The sequence below is a fragment of the Gemmata sp. genome (genome assembly GCF_051859125.1).
Classification (GTDB): Bacteria; Planctomycetota; Planctomycetia; order Gemmatales; family Gemmataceae; genus Gemmata.
In genome coordinates, this window is record NZ_JBHYGG010000057.1 from 12,968 (window position 1) to 27,184 (window position 14,217).

General features: G+C 68.7%; 15 protein-coding genes. 12 read left to right on the forward strand and 3 right to left on the reverse strand.

Annotation, left to right across the window (positions count from 1 at the left end; genetic code table 11):
• Positions 1–58: 58 nt before the first annotated feature.
• From ACTIGN_RS07065 to ruvB, 12 genes are all read left to right on the forward strand, one after another.
• Positions 59–1,093 carry a DnaA/Hda family protein gene (locus tag ACTIGN_RS07065; RefSeq protein WP_439622220.1) on the forward strand — a complete coding sequence of 345 codons (1,035 nt, stop codon included), beginning with the start codon at positions 59–61 and terminating at the stop codon, positions 1,091–1,093.
• Positions 1,094–1,423: 330 nt separating this feature from the next.
• Positions 1,424–2,551 carry a DNA polymerase III subunit beta gene (dnaN, locus tag ACTIGN_RS07070; RefSeq protein WP_439622222.1) on the forward strand — a complete coding sequence of 376 codons (1,128 nt, stop codon included), beginning with the start codon at positions 1,424–1,426 and terminating at the stop codon, positions 2,549–2,551.
• A 3-nt stretch (positions 2,552–2,554) separates the two neighbouring features.
• On the forward strand, positions 2,555–2,869 hold the full coding sequence (locus ACTIGN_RS07075; protein WP_439622224.1) for a DUF721 domain-containing protein: 315 nt from the start codon (positions 2,555–2,557) through the stop codon (positions 2,867–2,869).
• A gap of 8 nt (positions 2,870–2,877) precedes the next feature.
• On the forward strand, positions 2,878–3,207 hold the full coding sequence (locus ACTIGN_RS07080; protein ID WP_439622226.1) for a hypothetical protein: 330 nt from the start codon (positions 2,878–2,880) through the stop codon (positions 3,205–3,207).
• Between the two features lie 54 nt (positions 3,208–3,261).
• Positions 3,262–5,790, forward strand: coding sequence for a DNA gyrase/topoisomerase IV subunit B (locus tag ACTIGN_RS07085; protein ID WP_439622228.1), 2,529 nt, complete (start codon positions 3,262–3,264; stop codon positions 5,788–5,790).
• A 252-nt stretch (positions 5,791–6,042) separates the two neighbouring features.
• On the forward strand, positions 6,043–6,549 hold the full coding sequence (gene ispF / locus ACTIGN_RS07090) for a 2-C-methyl-D-erythritol 2,4-cyclodiphosphate synthase (RefSeq protein ID WP_439622230.1): 507 nt from the start codon (positions 6,043–6,045) through the stop codon (positions 6,547–6,549).
• Between the two features lie 69 nt (positions 6,550–6,618).
• Positions 6,619–8,184, forward strand: coding sequence for a cysteine--tRNA ligase (gene cysS / locus ACTIGN_RS07095; protein ID WP_439622232.1), 1,566 nt, complete (start codon positions 6,619–6,621; stop codon positions 8,182–8,184).
• Positions 8,185–8,330: 146 nt separating this feature from the next.
• Complete coding sequence (gene ruvC / locus ACTIGN_RS07100) at positions 8,331–8,942, forward strand: crossover junction endodeoxyribonuclease RuvC (RefSeq protein WP_439622234.1); 612 nt, start codon at positions 8,331–8,333, stop codon at positions 8,940–8,942.
• Positions 8,939–9,655, forward strand: coding sequence for a Holliday junction branch migration protein RuvA (ruvA, locus tag ACTIGN_RS07105; protein WP_439622236.1), 717 nt, complete (start codon positions 8,939–8,941; stop codon positions 9,653–9,655). The genes ruvC and ruvA overlap by 4 nt, the downstream gene beginning before the upstream one ends.
• A 6-nt stretch (positions 9,656–9,661) precedes the next feature.
• On the forward strand, positions 9,662–9,868 hold the full coding sequence (locus tag ACTIGN_RS07110) for a hypothetical protein (protein ID WP_439622238.1): 207 nt from the start codon (positions 9,662–9,664) through the stop codon (positions 9,866–9,868).
• Between the two features lie 6 nt (positions 9,869–9,874).
• Positions 9,875–10,114 carry a hypothetical protein gene (locus ACTIGN_RS07115; RefSeq protein WP_439622240.1) on the forward strand — a complete coding sequence of 80 codons (240 nt, stop codon included), beginning with the start codon at positions 9,875–9,877 and terminating at the stop codon, positions 10,112–10,114.
• A 26-nt stretch (positions 10,115–10,140) separates the two neighbouring features.
• A complete protein-coding gene (ruvB, locus tag ACTIGN_RS07120) occupies positions 10,141–11,181 on the forward strand; it encodes a Holliday junction branch migration DNA helicase RuvB (protein WP_439622242.1) in 1,041 nt (346 codons plus the stop codon).
• On the opposite strand, the gene ACTIGN_RS07125 is transcribed toward ruvB, so the two are convergent.
• The 3 genes from ACTIGN_RS07125 to ACTIGN_RS07135 form a co-directional block, all read right to left on the reverse strand.
• Positions 11,160–11,681, reverse strand: a complete 522-nt coding sequence (locus tag ACTIGN_RS07125; RefSeq protein WP_439622244.1) for a YbaN family protein — start codon at positions 11,679–11,681, stop codon at positions 11,160–11,162. The genes ruvB and ACTIGN_RS07125 overlap by 22 nt on opposite strands.
• Before the next feature lie 22 nt (positions 11,682–11,703).
• Positions 11,704–12,282, reverse strand: coding sequence for a hypothetical protein (locus tag ACTIGN_RS07130; protein ID WP_439622246.1), 579 nt, complete (start codon positions 12,280–12,282; stop codon positions 11,704–11,706).
• A gap of 81 nt (positions 12,283–12,363) precedes the next feature.
• The gene (locus ACTIGN_RS07135; protein ID WP_439622248.1) at positions 12,364–14,196 is read right to left on the reverse strand and encodes a hypothetical protein; all 1,833 of its coding nucleotides are present in this window, start codon (positions 14,194–14,196) and stop codon (positions 12,364–12,366) included.
• Positions 14,197–14,217 lie beyond the last annotated feature (21 nt).

The following is a 14,217-nucleotide window of genomic DNA, read 5'->3' on the forward strand; positions in this document are numbered from 1 at the left end:
GAGCACTCCCCAACGGCCGAGTTCTGGTGCTCTCAACGCTCACTCGGACGAGGGCCGGATGCCCGCACCTGCCGAACCGTCCGAGTCGCCCAAGACGCCCCCAAAATTCGACCTCGGCAGCTTCGTCGTTCTCCCCGAGAACCGGTCCGCGGTGCGTGCGGTGCGGACCGTCGCACGGGCCGCGAGCCTCGGGAAGCGCGCCCCGGTGAGCCCGCTCGTGCTGCACGGCCCGCCGGGGTCCGGGAAGTCGCACCTGTGCCGGGCCGCCCTCGCGGCGCTCATGCAGGCGTCGCCCGGTATCGTGGTCCGTTTCGAATCGGCCGGCGACCTCGCACGGCCCGACGTGCTCGCCGAGGACACCGGCTTCGGCGACCGCGGGCTCTTCACCTGCGACGCACTCGTCCTCGAAGACGTCCAGCACCTGCCCGAGCGGGCCGCCGACGGCGTGTGCGAGTTGCTCGACCACCGCACCCGGCACCGCACGGCGCTGATCGTCACGACCGTGTGCAGCCCGGCGGAACTGACTGGCCTCCCGAAGCGGTTGACGTCGCGGCTGGTCGCGGGGCTCACGGTGCGGCTCGAACCGCTCGGCGTCGCGGGCCGCCGCAAGGTGCTGGGGGCCGCGGCGCGGGCCCGGAACGTGCGACTCACGCCCGACGCGCTCGACTGGCTCGCGAACCGCGTCGGCGGGCTCCGGCCGGCCCTCGGGGCGCTCCAGAACCTCGCCCAGGTCGCGCCGCAGTACCCCGGCCCGCTCGACGCGACGACCGTCGAGCGCACGCTGGCGGAAACCGGACAACCGACCTCCGGCAGCGCGACCGTCGATGCGATCATCAAGCGCGTGATCGCCGCGTTCGGGATCACCGAGCGGGCGCTCCTCGGCCCCAGCCGGTTGCGGAGCGTGCTGGTCCCGCGGCAGGTCGCCATGTACCTCGCCCGCGAACTCGTCGGGCTCTCGCTCCCGCGGATCGGTGCGGCGTTCGGCCGGGACCACACGACGGTCCTGCACGCCTGCCGCAAGATCGAAGGCGCCGTGAAGCAGGACGCCGCACTCGACTCGCGCGTGCGGCAACTGCGGGGCGAACTCGGGTAGCGCGCAACCCTGTGGAAAACTTGGCGCGCACCTGGCGCGCCGCGTTTCACCGCTGGCGCGCACTCCGGTCGGCGACCGACGCCGAACACCGGCCCGCAAGGGCCGCGCACAGGAAACCACGGGCGCGCCGCCGGCGCGCCAGGTTTTCCACAGGCCGTGGGACACTCGCGACCGCTGGGATTCGTAGCGGGTAGTGAGTCTTCGAGGTGCGTGCGCGCCAGAACCGGCCGGCACCTTACTGTCACTACTTGATGTTTCAAATTAAGGAATGGAGTATCTGGCTGAACCGCGGGGTGAGGCCCACAACCAAGGACGGCGAAAGGACAGCACATGAAACTCACGTGCCCGCGCAACGGACTCCTCACCGCGTGCCAGCTCGTTTCCGCGGCGGTGCCCGCACGCACCACAAAGGAGATCCTCAGCAGCATCAAGGCCGTCGCCCAGGACGACGCCCTGACGCTGATCGCGTTCGACACCGAGGTCGGCATCCGGTACGAGCTGCGGGGCAACAACGTGAGCCGGCCCGGCTCGGCCATCCTCCCGATCAACCAGCTCACGGACATCCTCAAGAACTGCTCCGACGACGAGATCTTGCTCGACACCGGCCCCGAGGTCACGAAGGTGAAGGCCGGCACGAGCCGCTACGAGCTGCCCACGCGGCCGGTGGACGAGTTCCCGGACCTCCCGGCGTTCGACGACGCGGGCCGCTACCACGAGGTCACCGCGGGCATCCTGCGGGCGATGATCCGCCGCACCGCGTTCGCCGCCGACAAGAAGGACAGCGGCGGCCGGTTCGCGCTGAAGGGCGTGTTGTGGGAGGCCGAGGGCCGCACCGCCCGGCTCGTCGCCACCGACACCAAGCGGCTCGCGCTGTGCGAGGGGCCGGCGTCGGTCTACGGCCCGGCCGACGCGGTCAAGGCGACGCACCTCGTCCCGCCCAAGGCCATCGCGCTGCTGGAGCGGAACCTGACCGACGACGGCGAACTCGTGCGGATCGGGCTGCGGACCAACGACGCGGTGTTCCAGACCGAGCGGTCGATGATCTACACGACGCTCGTGCAGGGCCGGTACCCGCCGTACAAGGACATCATCGGGCAGACCCGCAAGGGCGCGGCGGTCCAGATCCCGCTGCCCGTGGACGGCTTCCTGGCCCGCGTGCGGCAGGCCGCGATCGTGACCGACGACGAGAGCAAGCGGGTGGACATGCGGTTCTCGGCCGGGAAGGTCGCGATGCAGGCCCGCGGGGCCGACACCGGGTCGAGCGAGGTCGAGCTCCCGCTGCCGGACTACGACGGCCCCGAGGTCAGCATCGCGTTCGACCCGTCGTACCTCGTCGAGTTCCTGCGGGCGATGGAGGGCGAGCCCACGGTGATGCTGGAGATGACCGACGGCACCAAGCCGGCGCTGTTCAAGTGCGGCGACTCCTACGTGTACCTCGTAATGCCACTCGCGGGGTGATTCATGGCCGCAGATGGCAACAGGGGGCCGGAGAACATCGCCGACATCCTCGGCAAGTTGTTCACGTCCCGGGGGTGGGGCCGGAAGAACGAGCGGGTGCGGCTCGAAATGGCGTGGGCCGACGCCGCGGGACCGGAGCTGCTCAAGAGCACCCGCGTGCTGGGCCTGAAGCGCGGCGTGCTGGAAGTGGACGTGCGGAACGCGGTGCAGATGTCGGAGCTGGCCCAGTTCCACAAGCGCGGCCTGCTCGCCAAGCTCCGCGCGGCGCTGCCCGGCGTCACGCTTACCGACATCAAGTTCCGGGCCGGGACGTGGTGAGAAGTGCAATGGACGACAACCGAAACACGATCACGACGACCGCATTTTCGAGCGCGCTGAGCGAGCAGATGTACACGGCGAACTGGCCGGATGACCCGTTCACCCGCGAGTTAAACGCGGAATGCATCCAGTGCGGCGGGTGTTCGTTCTTCGCGGCGTTCAATTCCGACTGGGGATTGTGTGCCAACCCCAAGTCTCGACACCACCTTGAAACGGTGTTCGAGCACTTCACTTGTCCCGACCATCTGAACGAGGGATGGGGACCGCACAGCTTCACGGAGCAGACCGACTTTCACTGCCGGTGTGGTGGCAACCCGATCCCGTCACCGCCCGCGTGACGAGACCGACACAAGAGCCACGTCGAGTACCTCTAACGACCGAGACGGACCCACATGAGCGATACGGCAACGGTGCAGTACACCGAAGAGAACATGAAGAGCCTCAAGGACGCGGCTCACATCCGGCAGAACCCCGGGATGTACGTCGGGAACACGCAGTCCGGCGGGCTCCACCACCTCGTCTACGAGATCGTGTCGAACTCCGTGGACGAGGCGCTCGGCGGGTTCTGCACGCAGATCCGCGTCACGCTCCACGCCGACAACTCGGTCACCGTGTCCGATGACGGCCGCGGCATCCCCGTCGGCATCAAGAAGGACACGGGGAAGTCGGCCCTCGAAGAGGCGCTCACGATCGCCGGCAACAGCGGCAAGTTCGACAACGCCGCGTACCGCGTGTCGATCGGGCTGCACGGCATGGGCGCGAAGGCCATGAACGCGCTGTCCGAGTGGTGCGAGGTCGAGGTCCGCCGCGACGGGACCGTCTACAAGATGGAGTTCGAGCGCGGGTACGCGACCAGCGCGCTCCAGAACCTCGGCCCCACGCCGGACAAGAAGACCGGCACGTCGATCACGTTCAAGCCCGACCCCGAGATGTTCGGCGACCTGAAGTTCAGCTACGAGACGCTGTGCGACCGGTTCCGCGAGATCGCGTACCTGAACCGCGGGCTCGCGCTCTCGCTGCACGACGAGCGCGAGGTGCCGCACCGCAGCGAGGCGTACAAGTTCGACGGCGGCATCGCCGAGTACGTCGAGTGGCTCAACACCGCCCAGACGGTCGAGCACCCGCCGGTCTACATCAAGAAAGAGGTCGAGCACGCTACCAACGGCGGCGGGCTGATGATCTCCACCGAGGTCGCGCTCCAGTACACCGCGGGCGAGGAGAAGATCGAGCGGTGCTTCACGAACGGCGCGTTCAACCCGATCGGCGGCACGCACCTGTCCGGGTTCCGCTCGGGGCTCACGCGGGCGCTCAACGCCTACGGCAAGAAAGAAGGGCACTTCAAGGAGGGGCTGGAGGTCCGCGGCGAGGACTTCCGCGAGGGGCTCACGGTCGTCATCAGCGTCGGCCACCCGGACCCGGTGTTCGAGTCGCAGACCAAGGTGCGGCTGAACAACCCCGAGATGGAGGGGATCGTCAGCGGGGTCGTCTACGGGTACATGACCGAGTACCTGGAGAAGAACCCGAAGGAGGCGATGCGGATCTGCAAGCGGATCGCGCTGTCGGCCGAGGCCCGCATCGCGGCCCGCAAGGCCGTCGACGCGATCAAGGACCGCAAGAACATCCTGAGCGGCGGCGGGCTGCCGGGCAAGCTGTTCGACTGCACCACCCGCGAGCGGGACCGCAGCGAACTGTTCCTGGTGGAGGGCGACTCCGCCGGCGGCAGCGCCGAGAGCGGCCGCGACCGCATGTTCCAGGCCGTGCTCCCGCTCCGGGGCAAGGTGCTCAACGTCGAGAAGGCGAAGCTCGACAAGCTCCTCAAGAACAACGAGATCTCGGCCCTCATCGCCGCGACCGGCGTGGACATCGAGAACGTCGAGGACATCAGCAAGATCCGGTACGGCAAGATCATCATCCTGACCGACGCCGACGTGGACGGCCAGCACATCCGCACGCTGCTGCTCACGTTCTTCTTCCGCCAGATGCGGAAGCTCGTCGAGTGCGGGCACCTGTTCGTCGCCCGGCCCCCGCTCTACAAGGTCACGCAGAAGAAGGAGACGCGGTTCGTCCAGACGTTCAAGGAGATGGACCAGGAGAAGATGGCCCGCGGGCTGAAGGACACGGTGCTGCACGTCCAGGCGGTCAACGGCCGCGCCAACCGCGACTTCGCGAGCGACGCCCTCGCCAAGCTGCTCCCGATCCTGGCCGACGTCGAGACCGCGGTGGTGAACCTGGAGAAGCGCGGGCACACGCTCGAAACGTACCTCCACAAGGGGAAGGACGGGCTCCTCCCGTCGTACCACGTCCAGTTCGCGGGCAAGGAGCACTGGTTCCACGCGCAGGCCGAGGTGGACGCGTTCCGGGCCGAGCAGGCGAAGAAGCTCGGCAAGGAACTGGTGCTGGGCAACGACCTGGTGAGCACCCCCGAGGAGCCGACCGCCGCCGAGGCGGGCGCGCCGGTCGCGCCGGTGCCGGCCGAGCAGTACACGCTCGACGACTGGCACGAGGTCCGCGTGCTGAACGCCGCCATCGGCAAGCTCAAGGACGCCGGGTTCGAGGCCGGCGACCTGGTGCCGCTGCCCCGCATCGCCGGCCGCGAGCCCCCGGTGCGGTTCGTGGTCGAGCACGGCGAGATCCGCCGCGACCTCGGGCACCTGCAGACGCTCGTCGCCGAGATCCGCAAGTTCGGCGAGAAGGGGATCAGCGTCACCCGGTTCAAGGGGCTGGGCGAAATGGACCCCGAGGAGCTGTGGGAGACGACCCTCGACCCGCAGCACCGCACGCTGCTCAAGGTGACGCTCAACGACGCGATGGCCGCCGAGAAGGAGTTCCGCCGGCTCATGGGCGAGGACGTCGACGGCCGCCGCCGGTTCATCTTCGACAAGCCGCTGAACAACCCCGAGGACATCGACTACGGGGCATAGGAAGTGCGGAGTGCGGAGCGCGGAACCCGGAGTGAAGACCAATCAATTGGCGAGCCGGGAGCGTCAGCGACCGGAGTTCATGCGAAGGTGAACTCCGGTCGCTGATGCTCCCGGCTCGCCTTTGTCGTGTCTCTGATTGTCATTCCGCACTCCGCGTTCCGAACTCCGCGTTTCCCGACTGCCCTTTTTCACTTCTGCGGCCGGCCGGTACAATCGACCCAGGTTACCCGAGTTGTCTGCGGAGTTCGCGAAGTGTCATTCCGGGTTGGCAGCGGCCACGACTCGCACCGCCTCGCCGAGGGGCGGCCGCTGATCCTCGGCGGCGTCACGGTCCCGCACGCCCGCGGGCTCGTCGGCCACTCCGACGCCGACGCGGTGCTGCACGCCGTCACCGACGCGCTGCTCGGGGCGGTCGGCCTCGGCGACATCGGCGACGCCTACCCCGACACCGACCCCCGCTACCTCGGTGCCGACTCGCGGGTGTTCCTCGCCGAGTCGCTCGCGAAGCTGAACCAGATGGGCTGGCGGGTCGTCAACGTGGACGTGACCGTCTTCGCCCAGGAGCCGAAGCTCGGCCCGGTGAAGGCGGCGATCCGCGACAACCTCGCCCTGCTGCTCGGCGTCCCACCCGACTGCGTGAACGTGAAGGCGAAGACCGGCGAGAGGGTCGGGCACATCGGCCGCTGCGAGGCGATCGCCACCCACGCCGTGGTATTGGTTCAGAAGTTATCCACAGATTACACAGAGGACACAGATTAAAGACCGAGGTGCCCGTTCTTCAAATCTGTGTCTTCTGTGTAATCTGTGGATCATCAAGGATTTCGCTCTATGGCCCTGCAAGTGTACTCGACGCTGACCCGCAAGAAGGAACCGTTCCACAAGCGGCCGGGCGAGTCCGTCTCGATGTACGTGTGCGGGCCGACGGTGTACAAGCCGAGCCACATCGGCCACATGGTCGGGCCGGTCATCTTCGACACGGTCAAGCGCTACCTCACGTACCTCGGGTACAAGGTGACCTGGGTCGTCAACATCACCGACGTGGACGACAAGCTCATCGTCCGCGCCCGCGAACTGAAGACGACCGTGCCGGCGCTCGCGGCGCAGATGACCGAGGACTACTTCAAGTGCCTCAAGGCGCTGAACGTCACCGGCATCGACCACTTCCCGCGGGCGACCGAGTACGTGAGCGGGATGATCGAGGTGATCCAGAAGCTCGAAGCGAAGGGCTACGCCTACCAGGTGGGCGACGGCGTGTACTTCGACGTGTCGAGGGACACCGACTACGGCGCGCTGAGCAACCGCGACCCGGAGCAGATGGAGGCCGGCGCGCGGCTCGAGGTGAACGCCCGCAAGCGGAACCCCGGCGACTTCGCGCTGTGGAAGGGGGCCAAGCCCGACGAACCGCCCGAGGTGCAGTACGAGAGCCCGTTCACGTGCGGTCGCGGCCGCCCGGGGTGGCACATCGAGTGCACCTGCATGGCGATCAAGATGCTCGGCGAGACGCTCGACATCCACGGCGGCGGTCTCGACCTCCAGTTCCCGCACCACGAGAACGAACTCGCCCAGAGCGAGAGCTGGACCGACAAGCCGTTCGCCCGCGTGTGGATGCACAACGGCCTGCTGAAGCTCAAGGACAAGGACGGCAACGAAGCGAAGATGGCCGGGTCGCTCGGCAACGTGCTGAACGTGGTCGACGCGCTGAAGCACGTGTCGGGTGAGGCACTGCGGTTCTTCATGCTGAAGACGCACTACCGCTCGCCGATCGACCTGGGCATCTGGGACTGGAAGAACCCGGCGACGCCGGTTCCCGACGGCCTCGTCGAGTCGCGAACGGCCCACGGGTCGTTCGTGCGGTTCGCCGAGCGCGTGAAGCGCGTCACGGGGAGCGGGTACGCGGAGCTGAAGTCGCCCGCGACGTTCGACCCGAACCGCACGTTCACGCAGCCGGCGTTCGCGGAAGCGTACCGCGAGTTCCGCGCGTACCTCGACGACGACTTCAACACCGGCGGCGCGGTCGGCGTGCTGAGCACGTTGGTCACGAGTCTGAACAAGGCCGCAGATGCCGCGAAGCTCGAAGACCCCGCGACGACCAACGCCGCGGCGAAGGCCGAGTTCATCGAGGGCGCGACGCTCGTCAAGGAGATGGCGACTGTTCTGGGGCTGACGTTCGACGTGCCGCAGGCGGACCTCGGCGGCGCGCTCGTCGCGGGGCTCATGCAGTTGCTCCTCGACCTGCGGAACAACCTCCGCACGGAGGCGAAGGCGGCGGCGAAGGACAACCCGCTGAAGAAGGCGCTGTTCGACCAGACGGACCTGATCCGCAAGCGGCTCGCGGACCTCGGCGTCACCCTCGAAGACCGCCCCGGCGGCACGACGTGGCGCGTGGGGAGTTGATCGGTGCGCGTCCGGTCGGGCGGCCTGTGCCGGACCGGACGCCGGAACGCACATCGCGCCTTCGTTCAGGGAAGGGCACCGACATTTCGTTTTGCCGGGGGCGGGGTATAGCGGGGTGATCCGAACTTCTCGTGCGAGGTGCGACCGTGCCCACCCCGAAGCGCATCCTCGGCATCGACCCCGGCCTGCAAGTCACGGGGTACGGCGTCCTCGAAGTCACCGACGCCGGGCCGCGGGTGTGCGAGGCCGGCGTCATCCGCTCGGCCGAGGGCCGCGACACTGCTGACATGGCCCGCCGCGTCAAGACGCTTTACGATGGGCTGTGTGAGGTGCTGGAGCAGTACTCACCCACCGCGATGGCCGTCGAGCAGCTCTTCGCCCACTACGACCACCCGCGGACGGCGATCCTCATGGCCCACGCCCGCGGGGCGTTCTTCCTCGCCGGTGCGCAGTATAGTATACCTGTGACCAGTTACGCCCCCGCCCGGGTGAAGAAGCTCGTGACAGGCAGCGGCCGGGCGAGCAAGGAGCAGATGCAGCACGCGGTCGCCCGCGAGCTGAACCTCGCCGGCCCGCCCGAGCCGCACGACGTCGCCGACGCCCTCGCCATCGCCCTGTGCCACTACTTCGCCGGCAGCGGCGGGATCATGGGCGGTGCCCGCGGCGCGACGTTCACCGGCATCAACTGCGAGGCGCTGTTCGGCCCCGACCCGGACCGGATCGACGACGAACCCGAATCCACGGACGACGCGGCATGATTACCAAGATGACGGGCGTCCTCACCCGCGTGCTCGACGACGAGGTCCGCCTCCAGATCGACGCCTTCGAGTACCAGGTGCTGGTGCCCGAGAGCGTCCGCCGCGTCATCCAGATGAGGGTCGGCCAGGAGGTCACGTTCCACGTCACCGAGTACCTCGAAGGCAACTCGGGCGGGAACCGGTTCGTTCCGCGGAAGCTCGGGTTCAACACCGAGGCCGAACTCGAGTTCTTCGACCTGTTCTGCACCGTCGAGAAGATCGGCTCGAAGAAGGCGCTCAAGGCGATGGCCCGCCCGGTGCGGGAGATCGCCGACGCCATCGCCCGGCAGGACGCGCGGTGGCTCAGCACGCTCCCCGGCATCGGCGCGACGACGGCCGAGCAGATCGTCACGACGCTGAAGCGGAAGGTGGCGAGCTTCGTGATGGCGGCGTCCGCACCGGCCCCCGCGCCCGGCGGCGCGACCCCGCCCGAGGAGCCGAAGGCCAGGGCGAGCAAGAAGAAAGCCGCGGCCGCGGCCGAGCCCGATCCGCAACCCGTGGTGGTGTCGATGGACGCCGACGGTCAACTGGTCGAGGACGTGTACCAGGCGCTGATGGGCCTCGGCCACAACCCAATCGAGGCCCGCACCAGGCTCGACGCCCTGCTGACCTGCGGCAAGCCGTTCAAGAACCTCCCGGACGCACTCACGCTGATCTACGCTCAGAAGGGGTAACGGCCCATGACCATCTCGTTTCAACTCGATCAACCGAGTGAGATTGCCCTCCAACAGGAGGCTGCCGGCCTCGGGGTGACCCCCGAACAACTGGCAGCGGACATCGTCAAGCGGCACCTTCTCGTGAGGGCTGACGACGCACCGTTTCAACAAGCGATGAACGCCAGTCTCAGGGAGAACGAAGAACTCCTCCGCCGGTTTGCGAAGAGGTGAGCGACCATGGCACTGATTGCCCAAATTGAGCAGACCACGAAGGAGCGACAGAGGGTCCACGCACCGACCCGATGCCACGTCTCGTCGTTCACGGCGGATGGCGGAAAGACGATTCTCCAGCTCGATACGTTCGGCACAGAAGATCGGACATTTACCGAGAAGATTAGTCAGTCGATTCAGCTTGATGAGGCCGCCGCCCGTCAGCTTCTCGATCTCATTCGCCAAACATTCCCGAACCTTGCCTGATAACAGCTCAAGACGTGAAGGCACCTATGGGCCGTGAGAAAGTCATCACCACCGTTCCGGCCGACGAGGTCCAGAAGCACGACGCGGCACTGCGGCCCAAGCTCCTCAAGGAGGTGATCGGGCAGCGGAAGGTCGCGGAGCGGCTGGAGGTCGCCGTCGCGGGCTGCAAGAAGCTCAACGAGCCGCTCGGGCACATCCTGTTCGACGGCCCGCCGGGCCTCGGCAAGACCACGTTCGCCACGGTGCTCCCGAACGAACTTGGCACCACGGTCCAGATGACCAGCGGCCCGGCGCTCTCGAAGCCCGCCGACATGCTCCCGTTCCTCACCAACCTGGAGGAAGGGTCGATCCTGTTCATCGACGAGATCCACCGGATGCCGCGGGTGGTCGAGGAGTTCATCTACCCGGCGATGGAGGACTTCCGCATCGACATCGTGCTCGGCGAGGGGATGAGCGCCCGCACCATCTCGATGGCGCTGAAGCGGTTCACCCTCATCGGCGCGACCACCCGCAGCGGGATGCTCAGCGGGCCGATGCGGGACCGGTTCAAGATCCACGAGCACCTGGAGTTTTACAGCACCGAGGAGCTGGCGCGGATCGTCACCGTGAACGCCGCGAAGCTGAACACCCCGCTCTCGCCGGCCGCCGCGCACGAACTGGCCCGCCGCAGCCGCGGGACGCCGCGGGTCGCGAACAGCCGGCTGTACTGGGCGCGGAGCTACGCCGCGGCCCGGCACGACGGGAACATCACCGAGGAGGTGGCGCGGGCGGCGCTCGACATGGCCGAGGTGGACCGCGACGGGCTCGACCGCAACGACCGGAAGTACCTGGAGACGCTCATCGACCTGTACGGCGGCGGGCCGACCGGGGTCGAGGCGCTCGCCGCGACGATGAACCTCGCGGTCGACACGCTCTCGGACGAGATCGAGCCGTACCTGCTCCGCGAGCAGTACGTCAGCCGCGACCGCCGCGGCCGCATCGCGATGCCGCGGGGGTTCGCGCTGCTGGGCCGCTCGCAACCGAAGCCGAAGGCCGACGAGAGGCCTCAGTCGGGGCTGTTCGAGTGATCGACGGGCCTTCGAGGAATCGTCGGCACCGCGAACGTGATGGTGCAGACGCCGACCGCCGCGAGCCCGCCGATCACGCACTTCACCCACACCGGCACCCGGCCGAACGCGATGCTGAGCGTCACGACGGTCGCGACGAGGCACACGGCGGCGACCTTGACCGGCCGGCGGATCCCGCGGTGCTCGATCCAGTCCCGTAGCAGCGGCCCGAACACCGGCGACCGCCGCAGCCAGCGCTCCAGCCGCGGCGACGACTTCGAGAAGCAGTAGCTGGCGAGAAGGACCCACGGCGTCGTCGGCAGCCCCGGCAGCAGCACGCCGAGGTACGCGACGCCGACGAACCCGATCCCGGCCCCGGCGTAGAGGACGCGCGCGGCACCCGTCGCGGGCTTCGCGGGCGGGCTCGGCCCAACCGGGGTGCCCCGGCGCTCGTGTGCGGGAACCGTGGCGGCGCTCAGCGGCGGGCAGGTGACGAACTGACCGCCCGTGCCGAGACTCATTGAGTCGCTCCCGAGACCGATCTCACTTTGCGGACTTGAGCGATTCCTTCAACGCCAGCAAATCAGCTTCTGCCTGGAGCCTCTGAAAGCGAACGCTGTGCAGATCCTGGGGCGGTGAGTTCCCGGTTTCGACGCGCCACGTTACGAATATCTCGATTTCCTTGAGCAGAATGACCCGAGCTTCAAAGCATCGAATGCGCCTGGTAGGGATCGTGTGCAGTTCGGCCGCTGCCCTGTGAACCTGCGACGCCATACTCAAGTATTCCTTATAGTATGCGGAGTCCCACCTACCGAGGTCAATTACCTCTTTAATTTTCTGAAGATATAACAATCCTTCGTGTACTTGTTGGTACTGTACTTTTTGAAGCAGCGTCGCATCAGCAGGAAGGTCCGCGAAGACGTCCTTGAAAATCAGTTCGTGGAGTTCCTTACTCCGTGCACCACGGTCAGCGGGCTTCCCGTCCGTCGTCATCGGGGGAGGCTTCAACTCTGGAAAGGCCGTATACACCGGGCCAAGCTTTGAGGTTTCCTCGGGGACCTGCTTCGCGGGCTCGAGTTTGGGATGCTGAGCGAAGGCGCTAAACAAAATCAGGGCGATCACGGTTGTCTCCCGGAATGCAATCGGGGCGTCGCGGTCCGGTCGACCGCGACGCCCCGATGATACTCGTGCCGGGACCCGCTGTCACGGCATCCGGGCGTCAGCGGGGAGTTTCACGTCGGTCCCGGCGGGGAGCAGCTCGTCGGCCTTGAACTGCGGGTTCAGCGAGTACACGTCGTTCCACCGCTGCTCGTTCCCGAGCGTGACGCGGGCGACCGCCCGCATACTCATGCCGCCGGTCGGGACGCGGAACGTCTTCTCCGCGCCGCTCGAGCGCACCGGGGCGCTCGGCGTCGCGCTGCCCCACTCGGGGATTCCGCCCGACTGGCTCACGGGCACAGTCGCGGGCTTCGACCCGCCCTGGAGGTAGCGCTTGAGGACGTGCAGGGGCGGCACGTCGATCGGCCCGGACCCCTGGAGCGCCTTGTTCCGGTTGTACGCCCGCAGCGCCGCCGAGTACCGCGTGTCGTTGTAGAACTCGCGGCTGATCGACTCGTAGGTGTCGCCGGCCTTCGGCTCGTGCAGGTCCACGTCGAACGAGGTCACCGGTGCCCGCTCGATGGCCGCGACCGGGGTGACGGCGGACTTCGAATCGGCCCGCGTGAACTCGGGCTTCGCCCGCTCGGCCGCCGGCGGGGTCGCGGCCACCGGCGGGTTCAGCTTCGGCTCGGGCCGCGGGACCTCGGGCCTGGGCGGTGCGGGCGACGCGTCCCCTCCGCCGACCGGCGCGACCGGGGTCGCGGGCCTCACGAGATCGGCCGCGGGCGGGAGCGACGGACCCACGGGCGACCCGGTGACCGGCGGCGGTGCGACCGACGGCCCCTTCGGTGCGGGCGACGGAGCGAACTCCGGCTCGGGGAGCGACTTCTTGGGCTCGACCGGCGCGCCGCCACCCGGCCCGACCGGCGGAACCACGGCCGACGGCGGGGCCGGCAGCTTCGGTGCGACGTCGAGCTTTGGGGCGACGTCGAGTTTCGGCGCGACGTCGATCGGGGGCGGCGGCAGGCTCGCGGGTGGTGCCGGAGGCAGTGCGGGGGTTCCGCCCGGCGGCGGGATCGCCGGCAGCGCGGGGGCCCCGGGGCCGCCCGGGAGCGCGGGCAGCGCCGGGCTGGTGGTCGGCGCCGCGGGGATCATCGGTGCGGCGGGCGTCGCCGGTCCGGCCGACGGAATTGCGGGCACCTGCGGGCCAACGGTCGGGATGGCCGGCGGTGCGGCGGGGACCAGCGGAGCGGGTTCGGTCCCCCCGGCCTGCGTCACGCTCGGCGGCCGCACGGGAGCGTCGAACGCCGGCGGGGGCGGGGCCGCCGCAAACTCGGGCCTCGACGGCTTCGGCTCGCGCGCAGGTTTCGGTCCGGGCGGCACGAGGTCCGGGGCCGCCGGGGCGGTGCTCGGGACCGGCGGCAGCAACGGCTCGACCATCGCGACGGGGCGCACCGGCGCGGTCGGCGTCACCACGGGGAACTGCGGATCCACGTGCGGCGCGACGGGCAGCGCCGTGGGCGGAATCGTCTCGGGGACCGGCTTCGGGTGCTCGATGACCGGCCGCTCGAACACGGCCGGCTCTCGCGGGGCCGCGGCAATCGGTGCGGGCGGTGTGGGGGCCGACGGGGTCGCGGTCGCGGGCGGGTCGTCCGGCGCGAGGTACTTGACCCCCGCGACGCCGGCCGCGAGGCTCAGCGCCGACGCCGCCGCGACGACGATCTTCTTGCCCAGGCCCGCCTTCTTCGCCGCGGGCGCGGGGGCCGGTGGACCCGCCACCGGTGCCGCGGCTCGGGCCGCCGGCGCCTCCGCGAGCTTCACCGGCTCGACGGGCCTGTCGGCCGCCTTCGGGAGCGGCGGGAGCGGGGGCAGCGACGGGAGCGGCGCGGCGACAGGTCGCGGCTTCGGCGCGTCAACGGCAATGGGTTCGGCGGTCATCCGTGACCTCGCTGGTGTCGC